Below are 21,998 nucleotides of genomic sequence, written 5' to 3' on the forward strand. Positions count from 1 at the left end.
CGACACAGGGCTGAGCCCTTGAACCGGCATGGCCCAACTCGGGGACACCGAGCAAGGGCCGCCCCGCCGCGAGGGTGTCGTCCCCCTCCCGAAGGAGAGGGGGAAGGCGCGCAGCGCCTCAGGGGGTGCCTTCCATCTCAAGCCAGCTTGCAGCCGGTCTGATCTACGGGCAGGAAGGACTTGCCGGAGCTGACCACATCCACGTAGTCGTCCTTGTTCTTCATCTTGGACTTGGCCTTGCCCTTGAGCAGGTAGTAGCTCTTGAGCACCTGGTGGTCGGCCTTGCGCACTTCTTCCTCGCCCGTCAGGCCCTGGTACTTCATGCCTTCCAGCGCGGCGACCACGGCCTTGGGGTCGGCCGTGCCGGCCTTGATGATGGCGTCGATCATCAGCTTGGTGCAGATGTAGTGGCCGGCCAGGCTGTAGTTGGGATTGGCCTTGAACTTGTCGTTGCAGCGCTGCACCAGATCGCGGTTGAGCGGCGTGTCCACCGTGTGCCAGTACTGGGCGCCGAAGTACACGCCGTCGCACAGGTCTGCGCCCAGCGATTCGAACTGCTCCAGCCCCGAGGCCCAGGCGATCAGGATGGTCATGTTCTTGTTCATGCCGAAGCTGATGGCCTGGCGCAGCGTGTCCGAGGACTGGGCGCCGAAGTTCAGCAGCAGCAGCACGTCGGGCTTGGCGGCCACGGCATTGGTCAGGTAGCCGCTGAACTCCTTTTCGGTCAGCGAGTGGTAGCTGTTGCCCACATGCTCGATGCCCTTTTCCTTGAAGATGTTCTTGGCCGCCGTCAGCAGGCCGTCGCCGAATACGTACTGCGGCGTGATGGTGTACCAGCGCTTGGCCTTGGGCAGGGATTCGACCAGCGGGCGCACGGTCTGCTCGATGGCGCCGAAGGTGGGCGCCGACCAGCGGAAGGTGGCGCTGTTGCAGTCCTTGCCCGTGATCTCGTCGGCGCCTGCGGTGGTGATGAAGATGCCGCCGGCCTTCTCGGCCTCCTTGCCCATGGCCAGCGCCTCCGACGACAGGATGCCGCCTGCGAAGAAGCGCGTGCCCTGCTGCTGCGAAGACTCCTGCAGCTTGCGCACGGCCGTGGCGGGCTTGCCCTCGGTGTCCAGCACGGTGTAGGCCAGCGGGCGGCCCAGCGCCTTGCCGTACTGCTCGATGGCCAGCTTCATGCCCAGGTCCGCGTACTTGCCGTTGGCCGCGAAGGCGCCCGACATGGGCACGGGGCAGGCGAACTGGATGCTGTCCTTGGACTGCGCCCAGACGCTGCGGCCCAGGCCCAGCGATGCGGGCAATGCGCCCAGTGCCGAGAGTTGCAGGAGGTGACGACGTTGCATGGGATCTCCGTGATGGGGACTGAAGGCGCTGCGGCCCGGGTACGCTTTTCAGAGCAAGTTGCATGCCAGTCGAAATGGGTGCGTGCAGGCTCCTTGATTCATATTTATAGTGATAAATAGAAGAAATAGGGCGCGTGCTAACCCTAGGCGGGCACGGCCACGCGCCATGGCGGTGCATACTGCACCAAACCCGCATTCAGACTGGGCGCGGACACGATCCGGTGCCCTTCCGGAGAACACAACAATGGATACACCCAAGTCGCCCTCCCTGGCAATCCGGCAGCTCAAGCGCCCGGATCTCGTGGCCCAGGAGATCAAGCGCCTGATCACCGAAAAGAACCTCAGCCCCGGCGACCGCCTGCCGCGCGAAAGCGAGCTGCAGGCACAGTTCCAGGTCAGCAAGGGCACGATCCGCGAGGCCCTCAAATCGCTGGAAGTGCAGGGGCTGATCACCATCTCCACCGGCCCTTCGGGCGGTGGCACGGTCGTCGAGGTGCCGCTGGACCGCACGCTGCAGTTCATGCAGAACTACCTGTTCTTCCAGGAGGTGACCATCGACGACATCTACACGGTGCGCCAGATGCTGGAGCCCGAGCTGGCGGCAGGCGCCGTACCGCATCTGACCGAGGCGGATTTCGACGCGCTGGAGCACAGCATCGCCTGCTGCGACCCCACGCAAAGCAGCGAGGACCTGGTCAGCCAGCGGCGCGAGGACGTGAACTTCCACGACATCCTTGCCGCGGCCAACCCCAACCCCTTCCTGCGCTTCACCTGCGAGCTCATCAACGAGATGATTCGCCAGCTCATCGTCTTCGCCAACCGCACGCCCCAGTCCGAGCACCGTCGCTTTGGCGAGGCCAATGCCCGGATCCACCGCGACATCGTGCAGGCCGCACGCGAACGCGATGCCGTGAAGGTGCATGCGCTGATGCAGCAGCACATGCGGGATGCAGCCAGCAGCGTCAAGCGCATGAAGGGCCGCATTCAGGGGCGGCTCATCCTGGATGCCGACAGCCTGCGCAGCCCGCGTCCGCAACGCGCCGTGCAGCCGCTGGAAAAGCCTGCGATGGCAGTGCCGAGGACTGCACCAAAAAAGGCACCGAAACCGGCAGCAAAAGCAGCGCCAACAACAACGGCAAGGCCGGCCGCAAAGACCGCCGCAAAAGCCGTCGCGAAGACCACCGCAAAGGCGGCTCCGAAGGCGCCCGCCAAGTCACCGTCGGCGCGTCCCGCCGCCGCACGCAAGCGCGCGGCCTCCTGAACTGTCCCGCGCCGGTCATTGCCGGCCCAGGCCACGCGTTTCGCGCCGCCCGCTGCTGGTATGCTGCCGCGCGCTCGGCCTTCACGCATTCCACCCCCTCACGAGACAACAGCATGAGACAAACCCCTTTCGCATCTTCCCGTACCCCTGCCCTGTGGCGCGCCCTGGCCGGCGGCCTGGCGCTGGCGGCCACGCTGGCGGCGCCCCTCGCCCATGCCCAGGGCGCAGGCAGCTATCCGTCCAAGACCATTCGCCTGGTCGTGCCCTTTGCGCCTGGCGGCTCCACCGACATCCTGGGCCGCCTGCTGGCGCAAAAGATGGGCGAGAGCATGCACACCACGGTGGTGGTGGACAACAAGCCCGGCGCCAACGGCACCATCGGCTGCGACCTGGTGGCCAAGGCGCCGGCCGATGGCTACACCGTGGTGCTGGGCGATGTGGGCTGCATGGCCATGGCCAAGGGCCTGTACACCAAGCTGCCCTATGACCCGCTGCGCGACTTCGCGCCCATCAGCCTGGTGGCACGCAGCCCGCTGGTGCTCACCGTGGGCGCGCAAAGCCCGTTCCACTCGCTCAAGGAGCTGACGGCGGCGGCCCAGGCCCAGCCCGGCAAGCTCAACTACCCCTCGTCGGGCACGGGCGGCCCCAACCACCTGGGCGCCGAGCTGTATGCCATGCAGGCCAAGGTCAAGATCGGCCACGTGCCCTACAAGGGCAGCGCGCCTTCCGTGGTGTCGCTGGCAGCCGGTGAGACCGACTTCGGCTTTCTCACGGCCGTGACGATTGCCGCGCAGCTCAAGGCCGGCAAGGTGCGCGCGCTGGCCGTGGCCCACAACGAGCGTCTGCAGTCCATGCCCGACGTGCCCACCATGTCCGAGGCCGGCCTCAAGGACTTCACGGCCGATGCCTGGTTCCTCGCGGCCGTGCCCGCAGGCACGCCCAAGCCCATCGTGGACCGGCTCTACGCCGAGATCGCCAAGGCCCTGCCCGCGCCCGAGGTCAAGGAAAAGCTGGACGCCATGGGCGTGCTGCCCTCGGGCCTCAAGCCCGATGCCTCGGCCCAGTTCCTGCGCGTGGAAGTGGACAAGTGGCGCGATGTGATCAAGAACGCGGGCATCACGCTGGACTGATTCCGCAGCCTTGCCATTGCCATGTAAAAAGCCCCTGCGGCCTCACGGCCCAGGGGCTTTTCTCATGTGCCGGAGATGCTCAGTTCGTTTCCGTCAGGGCATCGCCCAGGGCGCTGACCAGCCGCTCGATCTCGGCCTTCTCGCTGATGAAGGGCGGCGCGATCTGGATGGTGTCGCCGCCGTAGCGCACGTAAAAGCCCTTGTCCCAGCACTTCATGGCGATCTCGTAGGGACGGCGGGCCGGCTCGCCGGGCAGCGACTCGATGGTGAAGCCCGCAGCCAGGCCGAAGTTGCGGATGTCGGCCACATGCTTTGCTCCCTTGAGGCTGTGCACGGCCTGCTCGAAGAACGGGGCCAGCGCGCGCACGCGGCCCGGGCCGTCCTCGCGCTGCAGCAGGTCCAGCGCGGCCACGCCTGCTGCGCAGGCAATGGGGTGGGCCGAGTAGGTGTAGCCGTGCGGGAACTCCAGCATGTACTCGGGGCCGCCCGCTGCCATGAAGGTGTCGTAGATCTCCTTGCTGGCCACCACGGCGCCCAGGGGCTGGGCGCCATTGGTCACCTGCTTGGCGATGTTCATGATGTCGGGCGTGACGCCGAAAGCCTCGGCCCCCGTCATGGCGCCGCAGCGGCCAAAGCCCGTGATGACCTCGTCGAAGATCAGCAGGATGTTGTTCTGCGTGCAGATATCGCGCAGGCGCTGCAGGTAGCCGGCCGGCGGAATCACCACGCCGGCCGAGCCCGAGAAGGGCTCGACGATGACGGCCGCAATGTTGCTGGCGTCATGCAGGGCGATCAGGTCCAGCAGCCGGTCGGCCAGCGCGCGGCCATCGGTGGTGGGCATGCCTTTGTGGAAGGACCCCAGCGCCGGCTGCGTGTGCGGCAGGTGGTCGGCCTCCACGCCCTGGCCGAAGGTCTTGCGGTTGCCCACCATGCCGCCGACGGAGATGCCGCCGAAGTTCACGCCATGGTAGCCCTTCTCGCGCCCGATCAGCCGGGTCTTGCCGCCCTGGCCCTTGGCGCGCCAGTAGGCGCGTGCCATCTTCAGTGCCGTGTCGGCCGCCTCCGAGCCCGAGCCCGTGAAGAACACATGGTCCAGGCCTGCAGGCGTCAGCTCCTTGATCTTGTTGGCCAGCGCGAACGAGGCCGGGTGGCCGAACTGGAAGGCCGGCGCATAGTCCAGCTGCTGGGCCGCGCGGCCGATGGCTTCGGCGATCTCGCGGCGGCCATGGCCCAGGCCCGAGCACCACAGGCCCGACAGGCCGTCGAAGATCTTGCGGCCGTCGGCATCGGTGTAGTAGGCGCCCTGGGCGCTGGTGATCATGCGCGGGCGCGCCTTGAACTCGCGGTTGCCGGTGAAGGGCATCCAGTGGGCGTCAAGCCAGGCGGCATCGGTGCGCGTGGCGGCTGCAGCGCCTTGTTCGGTGGGAACCAGGGTCATGGTGATCTCCTCGGGCCGGGAAAGAAATAAAGGAACCGGCCCATTGTGATCGTGCCTTTTGATTTCTCGAAGTGCGTGATATCGAGGTTCACTTGCGGATTTCTGCAAGTGAGCGGGGGCTTGCCGGTCCGGGTCCGGAGAGCGCGCATTGTGGGAATCCATGGCCGTCGCCGCCCTGGTGCTCGCCTATAGTGGCTCCCCTGTAGTGGTGGCCGGTTCAGGCGGGCACCGGGAGGCGAAGGGCGATGGCGGATTTTTCGATGGACAGCACCCCAGGCCGCCCGGCGCGGGACGGGCGCGCGCGCGCCGCGCTGGGCCAGTTGGGCGACATGGACCTGCGCCTGCTGCGCGTGTTCAAGGCCGTGGTCGAGTGCGGCGGCATGTCGGCTGCCGAGCTGGAGCTGAACATCGGCAGCTCCACGCTGAGCCGCCATATGAAGGACCTGGAGGAGCGCCTGGGCCTGACGCTGTGCCGGCGCGGGCGCGCGGGCTTCGCGCTCACGCCCGAAGGCCATCGCATCTACGAGGCCACCTTGCAACTGCTCGGTGGCGTGGAAGGCTTCCTGGGCCAGGTGGACGACATCCATGGCCGGCTGGCCGGCACGCTGGACGTGGCGCTGTTCGACAAGACCGTGGGCAATCCGCAGTCGCGCATTCCCGAGGCGATCGGCGTTTTGCACGACCAGGCCCCGCAGCTGCATCTGCGCCTGCATGTGGCCTCCATCCAGGCCATCGAGCGCGGGCTGATGGAGGGGCGCTGGCAGGTGGGCGTGCTGCCATCGGCACCCAGTTCGGGCGCGCTGGACAGCGCCCGGCTGTTTGGCGAGCGCATGCAGCTGTATTGCGCTCCCGGCCATCCGCTGCATGGCGCCGACCATGGCGGGCTGGACTGGGACAGCCTGGGCGCGCATGCCTTCGCAGGCCTGGGCTACCAGTCGCCCAACATGGCGCTCAGCCACCAGGCCGGCCTGCAGCGCCAGGCCACGGGTTTTGACCAGGAGGCCATTGCCATGCTGGTGCGATCGGGCCGCTACCTGGGCTTTCTGCCCGATCACTATGCACAGGCCATGCAGGACCAGGGCCTGCTGCAGGCCGTGGCACCGCACCGCTTTTTCTATCTGTGCGATTTCTTCGCGGTCTGGCGCAATGCCGTGGCCCCTGGGCGTGCGGCCCGGGTGTTCATTGACGCCCTGCTGGCCGCGCACCATGGATGAACGGGTTCATCACAGCCTTGGAAAGAGGAAATTCACAGGTTTGATATCAGGATGTGCACAGGTTTTTGCACAGCTTGTGCTCAGGTTTTTGCAGCGTATGCGCTTGACAATGTTTGGCATTGTGGCCGGTGCCAGGGCTTCAGTCCGCCCCGATTGCGCCGACATGCATGCATGGATTCCGTGTCGGCCCTGGGCCGTACGAGCAGCGCCTTGATACCAACGATTTCGCATTTCCCGGGTTCTTGCCACCATGCGCCGCCATGTCCACCTCTCTTGCCGCCACGGCAGGGCCGGGCTTCAGCCCGTGCCGCCATCGACCATCCTGGCCAGGGTCTCGGCCAGCCATTTCCCGAATGAGTCTGCGCCAAGGGGCTGCATGGGTGCCGGCATGGGCATGGGCATGTTCATCTCCGCGCTCCCGGCAGGCTCAGGCTGCAGCCGTGGGCGGCGCCATGACGGCGGCATCGGCACGGCGGCGCAGGCCCCGTTCCCAGAGCTTTTCATGGAAGAAGAAGGCCACGGCCTGGACGGTGGGCTCCAGCAGGCTGAGCGTCAGCGCGGCCCAGAGGTTGCGGGTCACGGCATAGGCCACGGCCGCCGCCACCGTGACGTGGATGACGTAGTAGCTGGCGGTTTTCATCAGCGTGTGGCGGTGGTGGTGCAAGGTCTGGCGGATGCGGGTCATGGGGCTTTCCTCGGGGCTTTTCTCGTGATGAGACTCCATGCTAGGTGTGATCAATAGCTGCGGCCAATCGAAAATGATTATCAAAGACATGAAGACTATCGATGGCGGGCAGGCAGGTGCCGTGGCCCTGTGCCATTCAGGGGGGGCGCCATGAATTGGGACGACATCTTCGTGCTCGGATGGGCACCCCATCCGCAGTGGTTCCAGTGGCTGCATCCGGGCCTGGTGGCGCTGTCGGTGGGGGTGGCCGTGGCCACGTCGATGATGGCCATGCAGATCGCGGGGCTGGCGCGCAATGCCGCCTCGCCCCGGATACGCCGCACCGGCGTGCTGACCGGCGCCTTCTGCCTGGGCGCCGGCATCTGGGCCATGCACTTCATCGGCATGCTCGCCTTTGTGCCCTGCACCTTCGGCGACTACGACCCCTGGATCACCGCGCTGTCCATGCTGCCCAGCATGCTGGCGTCCTGGCTGGCGCTGACGCTGATGGTGCGGCCCCGGCTGTCCGCCCAGGCGCTGGTCGGCGGCGGCGTGCTCATGGGGCTGGGCATTGGCTCCATGCACTACATCGGCATGGCGGCGGCCCAGACCTGGAGCCTGATGCTCTACGACCCCTGGGGCGTGCTGCTGTCGGTGATCGTGGCCGCCACCATGGCCATGCTGTCGCTGTGGGTGCGCTTTCGGCTGGGCAACACGGGCCGCCTGTGGCCCACGCTGGTGGCCGGCATAGTCATGGGCCTGGCCATTTCCTGCATGCACTATGCGGGCCTGTACGCACTGCGCCTCAAGCCCGGTATCGAGGCGCTGGCGCAGCAGGAGGCGCCCACGCATGCGCTGCTGGTGTTCTCCATCGTGGGCGTGGTGGTGCTGATCTTCGGCCTGGTGCTCGCGGTCAACATGACGCTGCGCTACCGCCAGATCTACCGGCAGGTCCAGCGCAGCGAGTCGCGCCTGCGCGCCGTGGTGGATACGGCGGTGGACGGCATCGTGATGATCGACGGGCGCGGCAGCATCGTCTCGTTCAATGGCGCGGCCGAGCGGCTGCTGGGCTGGACGGCGCATGAGGTGCTGGGCCGCAGCGCCAGCCTGCTCATGCCTGCGTCGGGCTGCGATGGTGAGGGCGGCTCGCTGGAAAAGCAGCTGGCCGCGGGCTTTGCAGGCCTGCTCGGCTCCAGCCGCGATGTCCATGCCCTGCACAAGGACGGCACGCAGATCGCCGTGCGCCTGGCCGTGGGCCGGGTGGCGATTGCGGGCGATCCGCTGTTCGTGGGCTTTGTGACCGACATCCGCGAGCGCCGCCAGATGCTGCAGTCGCTGCGCCGCAGCGAGGAGCAGTACCGCACCCTGATCAACAACGTGCCGGGCACCACCTTCCGCTGCCTGTACGACGGCAAGTGGACGCCGCTGCTGCTCAGCCGCTCCATCAAGGAGCTGACCGGCTGGACTGAGCAGGACTTCACGGACGGACTCACGGGCTGGGACCGGCTCATCCATGCCGAGGACCGCGACCGGCTGGAGGCTGCGGTCTCGCATTCGCTGTCACGGCGCCAGACCTACAACGCCGACTACCGCCTGCTGCACCGCGACGGCAGCACCCGCTGGGTGTCCGAGACCGGGCGCGGCGTCTTCAACGAGCACGACGAGCTGACCTGGATCGACGGCGTGATCATGGACCAGACGGCGGCGCGCGCGCGCAATGCCGAGTTCGAGGGCACGGTGCGCGCCATCGACCTGTCGCTGGCCACCATCGAGTACGACCTGCTGGGCCAAGTGTTGCGCGCCAACCGCAATTTCCTGGACCTGTTCGGCTACCGGCTCGACGAGGTCGCGGGCCGCCACCACGGCATGTTCTGCGAGCCCGGCTATGCCCACACGCCCGAGCATGTGCAGTTCTGGCGCCGGCTGGCCGAGGGCGAGTTCCAGGCCGGCGAATTCCTGCGCTGCGGGCGCGAGGGGCGGCGCATCTGGGTGCAGGCCACCTACAACCCCATACGCGACGCCGACGGCCGGCCCTACAAGATCGTCAAGCTGCTCACCGACATCAGTGCCCAGCGCAAGCTGGCCCAGGAGCTGGTGCTGGCCAAGGAGCATGCCGAGGCGGCCGCCGCCGCGCGCAGCACCTTCCTGGCCAACATGAGCCACGAAATCCGCACGCCCATGAACGCCATCATCGGCTTCACCGAGGCGCTGCGCGAAACCGCCCTGCAGCCCACGCAGGCGCGCTACCTGGACACGGTGCACTACGCGGCGCGCTCCATGCTGCGCCTGCTCAATGACATCCTGGACACGGCCAAGCTCGACAAGGGTGCGGTGGAGCTGGAGATCGAGGATTTCTCGGTGCGCGAGCTGTGCCAGCAGATCCTGGCGTCGCTGCGCATCACGGCCGACCGCAAGGGCCTGGACCTGCGCCTGGACTACGACCCGCACACGCCGGCGGCCCTGCGCGGCGACGGCATGCGCGTGCAGCAGATCCTGGTGAACCTGCTGGGCAATGCCGTGAAGTTCACCGAGCGTGGCCATGTGCTGCTGCGCGTGCGCTACGAGCAGGGCGTGCTGCAGCTCGATGTGCATGACACGGGCATCGGCATCGCGCCCGAGAAGATCCACCGCATCTTCGACCCCTTCGCCCAGGCCGATGCCTCGACCACGCGGCGCTTTGGCGGCACGGGCCTGGGCACGACCATCTCGCGCCAGCTGGCCGAGCTCATGGGCGGCAGCATCCAGCTGCACAGCACGGTGGGCGTGGGCACGGTGTTCGAGGTGCGCCTGCCCCTGCCCGTGGGCGAGAGCCCGCTGTCCGAGCGCGGGGCGGCCAGCCGCGGCCTGCCGCCGCTGCACATCCTGGCCGTGGACGATGTGCCCGAGAACCTGGAGCTGCTGCAGATCAACTTCTCCAGCCAGAACCACCAGATGGCGCTGGCGCATGACGGCGCCGAGGCGCTGCGCTGCGTGCAGGCGCAGGAGCCGCCCTTCGACGTGGTGCTGATGGACCTGCAGATGCCGGGCATGGATGGCCTGGCGGCGGCGCGCGCCATCCGCGTCTGGGAGCGGCAGCTGCAGCGCCGGCCCGTGCCCATCGTCGCGCTGTCGGCCAGCGTGCTGGAGAAGGACCGCAGCGACGCCAGCGCCGCCGGCATGGACGGCTTTGCTTCCAAACCGCTGGACATGGCGCGGCTGCAGGCCGAGATCGCGCGGCTGCTGTCGCTGCAGGTGGCGCTCAAGGAGGCCAGGCCGCCCGCGCCCGCCAGTGCCCAGGCGGGGCTGCCCGATGTCACGGTGGACTGGGCCTCGGGCATTGCGCTGTGGGGCCGGGTCGATCCGCTGGTGGCCGCCGTACGGCGCTTTCTGAACGAGCAGCTTGATCTGGCCGATCGCCTGCGCCGCGCCCTGCAGCGCCCGGGGACCGAAGCCCTGGTGGGCCTGGCGCACCGCGTGCGCGGCGCGGCAGGCAACCTGGGGCTGCAGGCCGTGTACCGCCTGGCATCGCGCCTGGAAGGCCATGCGCAGGATGGCGCCCCGCAGCCCCAGCTGCTTGCCCTCATCGACCAGTTGCAGCAGGCGCTGGATGCGGTGACGCAGGAGCTGCGCCAGCGCCATCCAGCTGCCATGCCGGTGGCCGAGGTCGCGGGCCAGGCGCTGCCCGGCGGCACGGCACCGGCGCCGCCCGTGGCCGATGCCGGGCCGCAGGGCGGCGCGTCCTGCCTGCCGGCCGATGCCCGGCCCTGGCTGGAGCGCATCGTTGCCGCATTGCAAAGCGGGGAGCTGGACGGGCAGGCCATGCAGGCCCTGGTGCGCATGCTGACGGCCGAACAGCTGCAACCACTGCAGCAGGCACTGGATAATTTCGACTTCGAGCGTGCGCAGGAATGCGCCCAGCAGCTGCAGCAGCAACTGCCCTCGATCGATGGAGACAGAGCATGAATGCGCCCAATCTACTGGCAACGGACAAGCGCCCGCGCCTGCTGCTGGTCGATGACGACCCGACCAACCTGCATGTGCTGCGCCAGATCCTGGGCGAGGACTACCGGCTCTCGTTCGCCACGGACGGGCGCAAGGCACTGCAGCTGGCACAGCACCAGCCGGACCTGATCCTGCTGGACATCATGATGCCCGAGCTGGACGGCTACGCCGTGTGCCGCCAGCTCAAGGCACAGGCCGACACCGCCCGCATCCCGGTGATCTTCATCACGGCCCTGTCGGACGGGCAGGACGAGGCGCTGGGCTTTGCCTCCGGCGCGGTGGACTACATCGTCAAGCCCGTGCGTGCGCCTGTGGTGCGCGCGCGGGTGCGCAACCACCTGTCGCTGGTCAAGCTCGACGAGTTGCGCAGCACCCGCCTGCAGATCGTGCAGCGCCTGGGCCGCGCGGCCGAGTACCGCGACAACGAAACCGGCATGCACGTGATCCGCATGAGCCACTACGCAAAGACGTTGGCGCTGGCGGCCGGCTGCACCGACGAGTGGGCCGACGACCTGCTCAACGCCGCGCCCATGCACGACGTGGGCAAGATCGGCATCCCCGACGCCATCCTGCTCAAGAACGGCCCGCTGACGGCCGAGGAATGGACGGTCATGCGCCGCCATCCGCAGATCGGCGCCGAGATCATCGGCGAGCACGATTCCCAGGTGCTGCAGATGGCCTACAGCATTGCGCTGACCCATCACGAGAAATGGGACGGCACGGGCTACCCGCAGGGCCTGGCGGGCGAGGACATTCCGCTGGCCTCGCGCATCGTGGCCGTGGCCGACGTGTTCGACGCGCTCACCACGGAGCGCCCCTACAAGCACGCCTGGACCGTGGACGACGCCATGGAGCACATAGAGCAGCAGGCCGGCGCCCACTTCGACCCGCGCTTGGTGCCGCTGTTCATCGGCCTGCGCCCGCAGCTGGAAGACATACGCGAGCGCTGGAAGGATTGACTGCACCGGCAGCACCGATTCCGGCAGGGCATGCTGGGGCATGGACCATCGCTTACCCTGGCGGGCCTGCCATCGGCGCTCAAATGACCTGTCCATGTCTTCTCCCCCGCCCCTCGCTGGCCGCTTCCATGTCCGCGCACTGACCGCTGCCGATCTGTCCGATCTGCTGCACATCCAGCTGGCCTGCTATGGCGCGGACTATGCCGAGAGCGGCGAGGTCTTTGCGCGGCGCCTGGCCAGCGCGGCGAACTGCTCGCTGGCGCTGGAGCAGGGCGGCCGGGTGCGCGCCTACCTTGCGGCCTACCGCAGCCGGATGGCCAAGATCACCCCGCTGCACGGTGACTTCGAAGCCGTGGAGCAGGCCGACACCCTCTACCTGCACGACATGGCCGTGCACCCCGACGCTGCAGGCCAGGGCCTGGCGCGCGCGCTGCTGGCGCCGCTGTGGGACAGGGCGCGTGCCGAGGGCCTGCGCCACACGGCCCTGGTGTCGGTGCAGGGCTCACGCGGCTACTGGGAGCGGCATGGCTATGCCGTGCAGGCGCTGGCGAACCCGCTGCAGCAGCAGCGCCTGGACAGCTATGGCGATGGTGCGCTGTACATGGTCCGGCCGCTATAGGCGCGTTGTCGCGCGGGTGGCCGGCAGGGCGTGTTGAGGGTGTGTTGATGGGGTTTTGGCCGGGACGTGGCGGCCGCCTCTGGTCATAATGCGCGCCATGCCCGATCGCTGGAAACCCAATGTCACTGTGGCGGCCATCATTGAGCGCGATGGCCGTTTTCTGCTGGTGGAAGAAGACACGGCCGATGGCGTGCGCTACAACACGCCCGCAGGCCATCTCGACCCGGCCGAGTCGCCCATCGCCGCCTGCGTGCGCGAGGTCGATGAGGAAACCGCGCACGACTTCGTGCCCACGGCCCTGGTCGGCATTTACCTGAACCGCTTCGTGCGTACGCGCACGGGTTCGGACATCACCTATCTGCGCTTTGCATTCACGGGCGAGCTGGGCGACTTCCGGCCCGGCCAGCCGCTGGATGACGGCATCCTGCGCACGGTCTGGATGACGCTGGACGAACTCAAGGCCTGCGCAGCCCAGCACCGCAGCCCGCTGGTGATGCAAAGCATCGAGGACTACCTGGCCGGCCGCCGCTACCCGCTGGAGCTGATCCATACCGATCCCAGCGTGATGCAGGCTCCGCAGCCCCACTGAGTCACCAAGGCACCGAGCACCATGCCGGCCCTGTCTGTCACAAAACGCCACGCTCCCGCGTCTTGATGGCATGCAGACCTCCTCCGCCCCTGACGATCCCCTGGCGCTGTTCGAGCGCCACCGCCCGCGCCTGTTCGGCCTGGCCTACCGCATGCTGGGCCAGCGCGCCGATGCCGAAGACCTGGTCCAGGAAGCCTGGCTGCGCTGGCATGGCGCCGAACGCGCCGGCATAGAGCAGCCCGAGGCCTGGCTGGTCTCCGTGACCACGCGCCTGGCCATAGACCGGCTGCGCCGCCTGCGCGCCGAGCGCGAGCACTACCAGGGCTTCTGGCTGCCCGAGCCCCTGGTCCAGCCCTGGGCCGAGGAGTCCGCGCCCTCGGCCGAAGACCTGCTGGAGCGTGCCCATGACGTGTCCACGGCCCTGATGTTCGTGCTGGAGCAGCTCACCCCCGACGAACGTGCGGCCTTCCTGCTGCGCGAGATCTTCGATGCCGACTATGCCGAGGTGGCCCAGGCCCTGGGCCGCAGCGAGGCCGCGTGCCGCCAGCTGGTGCACCGCGCCCGCAGCCATGTGCAGGCCGGCCGCCCGCGCTTTGCGGCGCCGCCCGAGGCCCATGCCGCGCTGCTGCAGCGCTTTGCGCAGGCCGTGCAGGGTGGAAACTTCGCGCAGATCCAGGCGCTGTTCGCGCCCGATGCCGAGCTCATCAGCGACGGCGGCGGCAAGGTGCCCTCGTTCGGCCGCGTGCTGGAGACGGGCCGGCGCCTGGCCCTGCTGTACTTCGCCACCACGCGCCGCATGCGGCGCAACGGCCAGCAACAGAGCCTGCATCTGGCGCGCGTCAACGGCCTGCCGGGCCTGCTGCGCTGCATCGACGGCGAGCTGGAGTCCGTGCAGACGCTGCTGGTCGAGGACGGCCTGATCCGCTGCATCTACACGCTGCGCAACCCCGACAAGCTGGCCGGCGTGGCCGTGCCAGCGCCATTGCCGTTCCCTGTAGGCCCGGCAGGCCCTGCAGCGTAGTCAGATGGTCAGATGAACTGAAGATCGCGGGGCGTGACGCCCTCGAACACGCGCTGCAGCTGGGCCGGGCTCAATCCATACATGCGCTGGAACAGGCCGCCCAGCACGGCGCGGTACTCGTTGAGCACGGGATGGTCGCGGTTCTGGAACAGGTTTTTCTGGTTGACCTCGACCTGCTCGCCCACGATGCGCCCGCCCGCATGCGAGGACAGCCCGCCGCCCAGCAGCCAGTAGGTCGTGCCGTGGCCGTGGTCCGTGCCCTTGTTGCCGTTCTCGCGGAAGGTGCGGCCGAACTCGCTGATCACCACCACCACCGTATGCCGCCAGGCCTCGGGGCCGATCTCCTGGGCAAAGCCGGCCAGGCCCCGGCCCAGCTCGTCCAGCCGCCCGGCCAGCGCACCCGTGGCACCGCCCTGGGCCACATGCGTGTCCCAGCCGCCCACATCGACGAAGCCCAGGTCGAAGCGCTCGCGCATCAGGGCCGCCATGCGCTGCGCCACCAGGGCAAAGCCGCGTGCGCTGATGGCATTGCGCCCGGCCTGGTCCATTTCCTCCTGCACGCTGCGCTGCACGGCATCACGCACCGCAAAGCCCTCCTGCACGGCCGGGCCCAGGACAGTGCCCGCGTACATGGCGGCAATGGCCTGGCTGCGGCGATCGTCCAGGCCGCCCTTGCCCACGGATGCCAGCGCCATGTTGGCGGCCGGCAGGCTGCCGCGCAGCAGCAGCGGAAGCTGGGGCGTGAAGGCCATGGGCGATACCGCCGTGCGGCCATCCTGTCCCAGCACCTGGGCCAGCCGGTTCAGAAAGCCCGACTGGTAGCTGCGGCGCCCGTCCAGGCCCTGGCCCAGCTCGATGGAGTCCTGCGTCTCGAAATGGCTGCGCGACAGGTCGTGCGTGCCCGCAAAGGGCACAAAGCAGGCCTGGCCTGCCTGGAACAGCGGGTGGATGCTGTCCTGCAGCACCGGGTGCAGGCCCCAGCGGTCGTCCAGCGCCAGGGCGCCCCGGGCCTCGCCGGGCCGGGCAATGGCGATGCTGGGGCGGGCCTCGTAGTAGAAGTCGCTGTGCGTGGGCACGAGCAGATTGCTGCTGTCATAGGCGCCACGCAGGAACACCAGCAGCAGGCGCGGCGAGGCTGGCCGGGGCGTGGCGGCCTGCAGCCGGCCCAGGTGGGCGGCAAAGGGCAGGGTGGAGGCCAGGGACAGAAAGTGGCGTCGCTGCATGGACAGTCTCCCGGGGGTCAGCGGAACATCATTTCGGGGGCGGACAGGAAGTAGGTATTCCAGTCCGCCGGATTGCGGGCCTGGGCCAGTGCGGCCTGCGTGGCCTGGCTCCACTGCGGCAGGCGCTGGCGCACGCTGGCCAATTCCGACAGCGTGGGGTAGGGCGGCTTCTCCAGCGCGTCTGCGGGGTCGGTGCGGAACAGCACGGCGCTGCGCGTGGCGATCTGGCGCGCCACCTCGAAGCGCGCCGCCATCTGGCCCGAGCTGGCCCAGTCGGACTGCATCTGCGGATAGCCGTCCGGCGTCTCATGCGCATAGAGGTTCTGCCCCAGCCGGTTGACCCAGCCCAGCACCGGCGCCACGTCGGCCGCCACGCGCTGGTCCACCGACAGCCGCGTGGCGGCCAGCACGTAGTGAAGCGGATCGCGGAACTTGCGGCCGAAGCGGGCGGCCTCGGGATCGGCCAGCAGCGTGGCCACGGTGGCCGCGATATCGCCCCGGCTGCGCGTGAAGGCCTGGGCCGTGCGCTGCACCAGGGCAGGCGGCGGATCGTCGGCAATGAAGAACACCGCCAGCTTGCGCGCGATGAACTGCGCCGTGGCCGGCGAGGCGACGATGCGGTCCAGCGCCTCCTGGACCTCGGCCATGCCGCGTGCGTGCAGGGGCTGGCCCAGGAAGGACTTGGGGCCGTAGTCGTGCCGGTTGGGGTTGAACTCGAAAAAGCCCGAGCGCAGGTAGTCGCCCTGGCGCTCGGGGCGCATGCGCGGCGGCGGCGTGCCGGCCGGCTGCAGGCTGATGCCCACGCCGGTCAGGATGCGCGCCATCTCCTGCACATCGGCCTGGGTGTAGCCGCTGCCCACGCCCATGGTGTGCAGCTCCAGCAGTTCGCGCGCGTAGTTCTCGTTGATGCGGCCTGCCGCATTGCTGGCGTTGTCCAGGTAGCGCAGCATGGCCGGGTGGCGCAGCGAGGCTTCCAGCAGGCTGCGAAAGCTGCCCAGCGCATGCGGGCGTATGGCCTGCTCCTCGTAGTCGCCCACCCAGGCGCGGATATCGGCCTTGCGCAGGCTGACGCTGAAATGGTTCATCCAGAACCAGGTCATCTGCTCCTGCAGCTGCGCCGGCGAGTACAGCGCGCGGATCACGAAGCGCTTCTGGGCATCGTTGCCCAACTGGTTCAGCGTGCGCTGGTAGGTCTGCTGCAGCGTGGCCTTTTCATCGGCCGATGCCGCCTCCTGCACGGCCTTGCGCTGGGTCTCCAGTTCCAGCAAGACCTCGTTCATGGGGCGCTGGCTGATGCCCAGCTGGTCAATCCGCTGCTGTGCCTGCGGCGGCAGCGGCCGGGGGCCGGGCTGCAACTGCCGGGCCAGCCAGGCTTTGAGGCCCAGGCGCTGCAGCTGTGCATCCTCGCTGTCGGTGGCGCCCCAGGTCACGCGGTCCAGCCATTGCTGGCGCTGCGCGGCGGTGAGGGGCGCATCGGACAGGGCATGGAGTGCAGGCGTTGCGGAGGAGGGCGGCGCCTGCAGGGGCGCGCAGCCCGTGGCCAGGGTGATGGCGCAGAACGTGAGAGCGATGGCGAACGGCGAAGTGCGGCGCATGGTGTCTCGGTGGGTAGGGGGCATCCATTGGACGCCAGCATCCTCCGCCCATGTGCTTCGCCCTGTAAAGCGCGGGTAGCAAAAAGTAAAAGGCAAAAAAAAGCGGAGTGCTTCACACTCCGCTTTTTTTGAGGGACCCGGCCTTACTTGCTTGCCCGGCTTGCGCACTCCGCGCAGTGTCCGTACAGGGCCATCGAATGGTCCTGGATCACCCAGCCCTTGGCCTTGGCGATCAGGTTCTGGCGCTTTTCGATATCGGGATCGTAGAACTCCTCGACCTTGCCGCAGCTGGTGCACACGAAGTGGTCGTGGTGCTGGCCTTCATTGAGTTCGTAGACGGCCTTGCCGCTCTCGAAATTGCTGCGGATGAGGATGCCGGCCTGCTCGAACTGCGTGAGCACGCGGTAGACCGTGGCCAGGCCGATGTCCGAGCGTTCGTCCAGCAGCACGCGGAACACGTCTTCGGCCGTCATGTGGCGTTGCGCACCCGTCTGGAAGATCTCCAGGATCTTCAGGCGGGGAAGCGTGGCCTTCAGGCCGGTACTCTTGAGTTCGTCGATGTTCTTCATGTCTGGGTCTTTGGCAGAGACTGCCCGCTGGACTGCCACCATGGCAGGCGCGGGGCGGCGAACAAAATGGCCCTGGTGCCAGGGGCGTCGCATGATCGCAAGCCCTAGGGACCAGCCGCTACAATGATCCACGATCATATCCCTATGCTGATACCAATGCATGTTCAAGCCCGTTGCCGCACGAGTGCGGCCCTGATGCTGTCGATCGGGGTGGCGCTGGCAGGCTGCAGCAGCCTCGATGGCGCCGCGCACCGAGTCGCCAATGTCGTCACTCCCTACAAGGTCGAGGTCGTCCAAGGCAACTTCGTCTCCCGTGAACAGGTCGAGGCCCTGCAGCCCGGAATGAGCCGCCAGCAGGTGCGCGACATTCTCGGCACGCCGCTGGTCACCAGCGTATTCCACGCCGACCGCTGGGAATATGTGTTCACCATCAAGCGCCCCGGCGTCGATTCTCAGGTGCGCAAGCTGACCGTCTTCTTCAACGGCGACCTGTTTGCCCGCTCCGAAGGCGACGAGATGCCCACCGAGGCCGAATTCGTCGCCAGCCTGGGCTCCAAGAAGAAGCTGGGCAAGATTCCGCAGCTGGAAGCCAGCGAGGAGCAGCTGTCCAAGTTCCCGGCCGCCAAGCCTGTGGAAGAGCCCGTGGCTGCCGAGCCGCCGCCCGCAGCGGCCAGCTACCCGCCACTGGAATCCGGCGCCCGTTGATATCGCCGCCCGCGCGCCGCAAGGCATGCGGGCGTTTTTCCGTGGATGGCGGCCGCCGCGGCGCCTGTCTGGCGCCCCTGTTGCCTGCCGTCCATGCATTGAGCTTGTGCATCCCCTTCCCGACATGAACGCCACGACTGCCACTTCCTCCAGCAACAACCAGCGCCTGCGTGTGGCCGTGGCCGGCGCCTCCGGCCGCATGGGCCGCATGCTGATCGAGGCCATCGCGCAAAGCGATGACCTTGCGCTGGCCGCCGCGCTGGACCGCGCCGACAGCCCTTCGCTGGGCACCGACCCCTCGGCCTTCCTGGGCCAGCCCAGCGGCATCGCCATCGAAAGCGATGTGCGTGCCGCGCTGTCCAAGGCCGATTGCCTGATCGACTTCACGCGCCCCGAAGGCACGATGGACCACCTGGCCATCTGCGCCGAGCTGGGCGTCAAGCTGGTCATCGGCACCACGGGCTTCAGCGACGAGCAAAAGGCCCGCATCGCCGAGTACGCCCAGCGCACGGCCGTGGTGCTGTCGCCCAACATGAGCGTGGGCGTGAACGTCACCTTCAAGCTGCTGGAGATGGCGGCCAAGGCGCTGTCCAGCGGCTATGACATCGAAATCGTCGAGGCCCATCACCGCCACAAGGTCGATGCCCCCTCGGGCACGGCCCTCAAGATGGGCGAGGTCATCGCCGAAGCCCAGGGCACGAAGCTGGCCGACCGCGCCGTCTACGAGCGCTTCGGCCACACCGGCGCGCGCGAGCACAACACCATCGGCTTTGCCACCGTGCGCGGCGGCGACATCATCGGCGACCACACGGTGCTGTTCGCGGGCACGGGCGAGCGCATCGAGATCTCGCACAAGTCCAGCAGCCGTGCCGGCTATGCCCAGGGCAGCCTGCGGGCGGCGCGCTTCCTGGCAGGCAAGGCAACGGGCCAGTACGACATGAACGATGTCCTGGGTCTGTGATGGCACAGACCCTGGGCCGTAGCGCCGCGTACCTCTCTTTGGCCATACGGGCGAGATAAAGACCATGACCGGCCCACTCTGGCTCTGGTGGCAGCAAGGCGACGCAGTGGCGCGCGGCACGGCGCTGCTGCTGCTGGCGCTGTCGGTGGCCAGCTGGGTGGTCATCGTCTGGAAGATCTGGTTCATGGCCGCCAGCCGCCGCCGCGTTCCACAGGCCATTGCGGCCTTCTGGAGTGCGCCGGACCTGGCCACGGGCCAAGCATGCATGGCCGAGGGCGATCGCCAGCAACTGGTGGCGCCCATGGCCGGGGCCGTGTCCCAGGCCCTCGCGCCCACGGGCAGCAGCGGCATGGCGCTCTCGGGGCGCGCAGCGCGCTCCGTGCGCCTCACGCGCGGCCTGCGCCAGGCGCTGCAGTCGGCCAGCCACCAGCTTCAATGGGGCCAGACCCTGCTGGCCACCGTGGGCGCCACGGCGCCGTTCGTCGGCCTGCTGGGCACCGTCTGGGGCATTCACCACGCGCTGGCCACGCTGGCCGGCAGCGGACAGATCGGCATCGAGCAACTGGCCGGCCCTGTGGGCGAGGCCCTGGTGATGACGGCAGCTGGCCTGGCCGTGGCCCTGCCGGCCGTGCTGGCCTATAACCTGCTGGGCCGCGCCGCCGCCCAGATGGAAGCCCTGCTCGAAGGCTTTGCCCATGACCTGCAGGCCATGTTCGGCCTGGAGCAGCCCGGGCAGGCGCAGCAGGATGACGGCATGCCCGTCGCCGGCCTGCCGGCCGGCCCCATGGAAGCGCCCTGACCGGGCGGCCAGGCAGGAGCGCACATGGCCTTCGGACGACTGAGCGGCAAGGAGAGCGCCCCCCAGCCCATGCACGCCATCAACGTCACCCCGCTGGTGGACGTGATGCTGGTGCTGGTGGTCATCTTCATTCTTGCGGCGCCCATGCTGGCCGCCTCCCTGCGAGTGCAATTGCCCCAGGCCCAGGGCACCCAGCCCATGGCGGCTGCGGGCGAGGACGATGCGCTGCTGCTGGAGGTCGATGCCCAGGGCGCGCTCTGGGTGCAGGGCCAGCCCACCACGCCCGAGGCACTGCGCGAGCGCCTGGCCCGGCTTGGCGCCCGCAATCCCCAGGCCGAGCTGCAATTGCGTGCCGACCAGGCCGTGCCCTATGGCCGCGTGGCCGAGCTCATGGGCTGGGCCCACGCGGCGGGCCTGACGCGCATGGGCTTCGTGGCGGAGCCTGCGCGAAGCCAGGAGGGCCGGTCCGCCGCCGTCCTGGGCCCCTCCGGCGCCGGGCGCTGAAACGCCTCCGGGCCTGCGCCCGCGAACCTACTCCTGTCCTTCGGGCCAGCGCTCGCTGCCCGCCAGCCGCAGATGCTGGCCATGGTCCGAGGAACGCTGGTACAGGCTGAGCCCGAACAGGGGCAGCATGCCGATCAGGTGGTCGAAGATCGCGCCCTGTATGGCCTCGTACTCCACCCAGACCGTGGTGCTGGTGTAGCAAAACAGCTCCAGCGGCACCCCCATGGGCGAAGGCTCCATGGTGCGCACGAGCAAAAACATGTTCGGCGTCTTGTGGATGTGCGGATGGCGCAGCAGGTAGGCGTATGCATAGGCCTTGAAAACGGCCAGATTGCTGAGTTGCTGCGCGGCCATCTCGCTGCCTGCAGGCGCGTCGGCCATGCGCAGGTCGCCGCTGCGGGTCCAATGGTCCTTCAGGGGCTCCAGCAGCGCCAGTTTCTGCCGCTGCTCGGGCGTCAGCAGGCGGATGGTGTGGGCGTCTATGTGCAGCGAGCGGCGGATGCGGCGCCCGCCCGACTCGAACATGCCGCGCCAGTTCTTATAGCTGTCGCTCATCAGCCGCCAGGTGGGAATGGTGGTGATGGTCTTGTCCCAGTTCTGCACCTTCACCGTGTGCAGCGCGATGTCGATCACGAAGCCATCGGCGCCGACCTGGGGCATCTCTATCCAGTCGCCCACGCGCAGCATGTCGTTGGAGCCCAGCTGCACGCCGGCCACGAAGGACATGATGGTGTCCTTGAAGATCAGCATCAGCACGGCCGAGGCCGCGCCCAGGCCCGACAGCAGCAGCAACGGAGAGCGGTCCACCAGGGTGGCGACGATGAGCACGATGGCGATCAGGAACACCAGCAGCTTGCCCAGCTGCACATAGCTCTTGATCGAATGGGCCTGCGTGGCCTTGCGCTCCTCCTTGAGCTCGTGCGCCTCGTTCATGGCGTTGAGCAGGGCGCTGATCACGCGGGCCACGTGGTAGATGGTGCAGGCGATGGCCAGGTTCAGGATCAGCGTGGCCCACTGCGGCTGCAGCTGCGGTATGGCCTGCACGCCCGACTGCATGACCAGCGAAGGCACGGCCTTGGCCAGCCGCTGCAGCACGCTGTCGTGCAGCAGCACCTGCGCCCATTCCATCTCCACCAGCGTGCTGCGCATGCGCGGCAGCACACGCAGCAGCAGCCATTGCACGACAAACCCCGCCGAGCGGGCCAGCAGCACCAGCGCGCACAGCGCGGCCAGGGCCTGCATGACGGGATCCCAGCCGGAAATCAAAGACCAGTTCAGCAAGAAAAACTCCAGGGCATTGCAGTGCCGGCCTGCCTGCGGCCGGCACCATGAGGCCGCGCGCAGTGGCGGCATGCCCGGGAGATGCGCATCGGTTCCTGCGCAAGCCCGGGCTGGCGATGGAGGAACGCCTGCGGCATGGCGC

19 protein-coding genes are annotated in these 21,998 nt (G+C 68.2%); 12 read left to right on the forward strand and 7 right to left on the reverse strand.

The genetic code is table 11. From position 1 onward, the window contains the following. Window positions 1-137: 137 nt before the first annotated feature. Window positions 138-1,343: an ABC transporter substrate-binding protein gene (locus tag ACM14_RS01060; protein WP_065345007.1), complete on the reverse strand. Its 1,206-nt coding sequence runs from the start codon at window positions 1,341-1,343 to the stop codon at window positions 138-140. Between the two features lie 244 nt (window positions 1,344-1,587). Here ACM14_RS01060 and ACM14_RS01065 point away from each other — a divergent pair, with 244 nt between their 5' ends. Further along, window positions 1,588-2,604, forward strand: a complete 1,017-nt coding sequence (locus ACM14_RS01065; RefSeq protein WP_065345008.1) for a FadR/GntR family transcriptional regulator — start codon at window positions 1,588-1,590, stop codon at window positions 2,602-2,604. Between the two features lie 113 nt (window positions 2,605-2,717). Further along, window positions 2,718-3,734: a tripartite tricarboxylate transporter substrate binding protein gene (locus ACM14_RS01070; protein ID WP_013804784.1), complete on the forward strand. Its 1,017-nt coding sequence runs from the start codon at window positions 2,718-2,720 to the stop codon at window positions 3,732-3,734. Between the two features lie 79 nt (window positions 3,735-3,813). Here ACM14_RS01070 and ACM14_RS01075 read toward each other — a convergent pair whose 3' ends face one another. After that, window positions 3,814-5,172 (reverse strand): aspartate aminotransferase family protein, encoded by a 1,359-nt coding sequence (locus ACM14_RS01075; protein WP_065345009.1) that lies wholly within the window; start codon window positions 5,170-5,172, stop codon window positions 3,814-3,816. A gap of 245 nt (window positions 5,173-5,417) precedes the next feature. Here ACM14_RS01075 and ACM14_RS01080 point away from each other — a divergent pair, with 245 nt between their 5' ends. Continuing rightward, window positions 5,418-6,386, forward strand: a complete 969-nt coding sequence (locus ACM14_RS01080) for a LysR family transcriptional regulator (RefSeq protein ID WP_065345010.1) — start codon at window positions 5,418-5,420, stop codon at window positions 6,384-6,386. Between the two features lie 427 nt (window positions 6,387-6,813). Here ACM14_RS01080 and ACM14_RS01085 read toward each other — a convergent pair whose 3' ends face one another. Next, complete coding sequence (locus tag ACM14_RS01085; RefSeq protein WP_043783055.1) at window positions 6,814-7,071, reverse strand: DUF2061 domain-containing protein; 258 nt, start codon at window positions 7,069-7,071, stop codon at window positions 6,814-6,816. Between the two features lie 150 nt (window positions 7,072-7,221). On the opposite strand from ACM14_RS01085, the gene ACM14_RS01090 reads away from it, so the two are divergent. The 5 genes from ACM14_RS01090 (at window position 7,222) to sigJ (ending at window position 14,219) form a co-directional block, all read left to right on the forward strand. Beyond that, complete coding sequence (locus ACM14_RS01090) at window positions 7,222-10,992, forward strand: PAS domain S-box protein (protein WP_065345011.1); 3,771 nt, start codon at window positions 7,222-7,224, stop codon at window positions 10,990-10,992. Beyond that, window positions 10,989-11,990, forward strand: coding sequence for an HD-GYP domain-containing protein (locus ACM14_RS01095; RefSeq protein ID WP_012207812.1), 1,002 nt, complete (start codon window positions 10,989-10,991; stop codon window positions 11,988-11,990). The genes ACM14_RS01090 and ACM14_RS01095 overlap by 4 nt, the downstream gene beginning before the upstream one ends. Window positions 11,991-12,084: 94 nt before the next feature. Then, a complete protein-coding gene (locus tag ACM14_RS01100) occupies window positions 12,085-12,609 on the forward strand; it encodes a GNAT family N-acetyltransferase (RefSeq protein WP_013804779.1) in 525 nt (174 codons plus the stop codon). A gap of 88 nt (window positions 12,610-12,697) precedes the next feature. Next, window positions 12,698-13,198 carry an NUDIX hydrolase gene (locus ACM14_RS01105; protein ID WP_012207810.1) on the forward strand — a complete coding sequence of 167 codons (501 nt, stop codon included), beginning with the start codon at window positions 12,698-12,700 and terminating at the stop codon, window positions 13,196-13,198. Between the two features lie 70 nt (window positions 13,199-13,268). Next, window positions 13,269-14,219 (forward strand): RNA polymerase sigma factor SigJ, encoded by a 951-nt coding sequence (gene sigJ, locus ACM14_RS01110; RefSeq protein WP_065345012.1) that lies wholly within the window; start codon window positions 13,269-13,271, stop codon window positions 14,217-14,219. 8 nt (window positions 14,220-14,227) lie between these two features. Here the strand turns inward: sigJ and ACM14_RS01115 are convergent, their stop codons facing one another. The 3 genes from ACM14_RS01115 to fur form a co-directional block, all read right to left on the reverse strand. Continuing rightward, the gene (locus tag ACM14_RS01115; protein WP_065345013.1) at window positions 14,228-15,442 is read right to left on the reverse strand and encodes a DUF1501 domain-containing protein; all 1,215 of its coding nucleotides are present in this window, start codon (window positions 15,440-15,442) and stop codon (window positions 14,228-14,230) included. Between the two features lie 17 nt (window positions 15,443-15,459). Next, a complete protein-coding gene (locus ACM14_RS01120; RefSeq protein ID WP_065345014.1) occupies window positions 15,460-17,037 on the reverse strand; it encodes a DUF1800 domain-containing protein in 1,578 nt (525 codons plus the stop codon). 143 nt (window positions 17,038-17,180) lie between these two features. Beyond that, window positions 17,181-17,606, reverse strand: a complete 426-nt coding sequence (gene fur, locus ACM14_RS01125) for a ferric iron uptake transcriptional regulator (RefSeq protein WP_034397437.1) — start codon at window positions 17,604-17,606, stop codon at window positions 17,181-17,183. Window positions 17,607-17,762: 156 nt separating this feature from the next. Here fur and ACM14_RS01130 point away from each other — a divergent pair, with 156 nt between their 5' ends. The 4 genes from ACM14_RS01130 (at window position 17,763) to ACM14_RS01145 (ending at window position 20,575) form a co-directional block, all read left to right on the forward strand. Beyond that, window positions 17,763-18,311 (forward strand): outer membrane protein assembly factor BamE, encoded by a 549-nt coding sequence (locus tag ACM14_RS01130; RefSeq protein ID WP_065345015.1) that lies wholly within the window; start codon window positions 17,763-17,765, stop codon window positions 18,309-18,311. Between the two features lie 124 nt (window positions 18,312-18,435). Further along, window positions 18,436-19,272 (forward strand): 4-hydroxy-tetrahydrodipicolinate reductase, encoded by an 837-nt coding sequence (gene dapB, locus ACM14_RS01135; RefSeq protein WP_065345016.1) that lies wholly within the window; start codon window positions 18,436-18,438, stop codon window positions 19,270-19,272. Window positions 19,273-19,336: 64 nt separating this feature from the next. After that, a complete protein-coding gene (locus ACM14_RS01140; protein ID WP_065345017.1) occupies window positions 19,337-20,071 on the forward strand; it encodes a MotA/TolQ/ExbB proton channel family protein in 735 nt (244 codons plus the stop codon). 24 nt (window positions 20,072-20,095) lie between these two features. After that, on the forward strand, window positions 20,096-20,575 hold the full coding sequence (locus ACM14_RS01145) for a biopolymer transporter ExbD (protein ID WP_012207802.1): 480 nt from the start codon (window positions 20,096-20,098) through the stop codon (window positions 20,573-20,575). A 27-nt stretch (window positions 20,576-20,602) separates the two neighbouring features. On the opposite strand, the gene ACM14_RS01150 is transcribed toward ACM14_RS01145, so the two are convergent. Further along, the gene (locus tag ACM14_RS01150) at window positions 20,603-21,817 is read right to left on the reverse strand and encodes a mechanosensitive ion channel family protein (protein WP_043783749.1); all 1,215 of its coding nucleotides are present in this window, start codon (window positions 21,815-21,817) and stop codon (window positions 20,603-20,605) included. Between the last annotated feature and the right edge of the window lie 181 nt (window positions 21,818-21,998).

The organism is Delftia sp. JD2 (genome assembly GCF_001682645.1).
In the GTDB taxonomy this organism is placed as follows: Bacteria; Pseudomonadota; Gammaproteobacteria; order Burkholderiales; family Burkholderiaceae_C; genus Comamonas; species Comamonas acidovorans.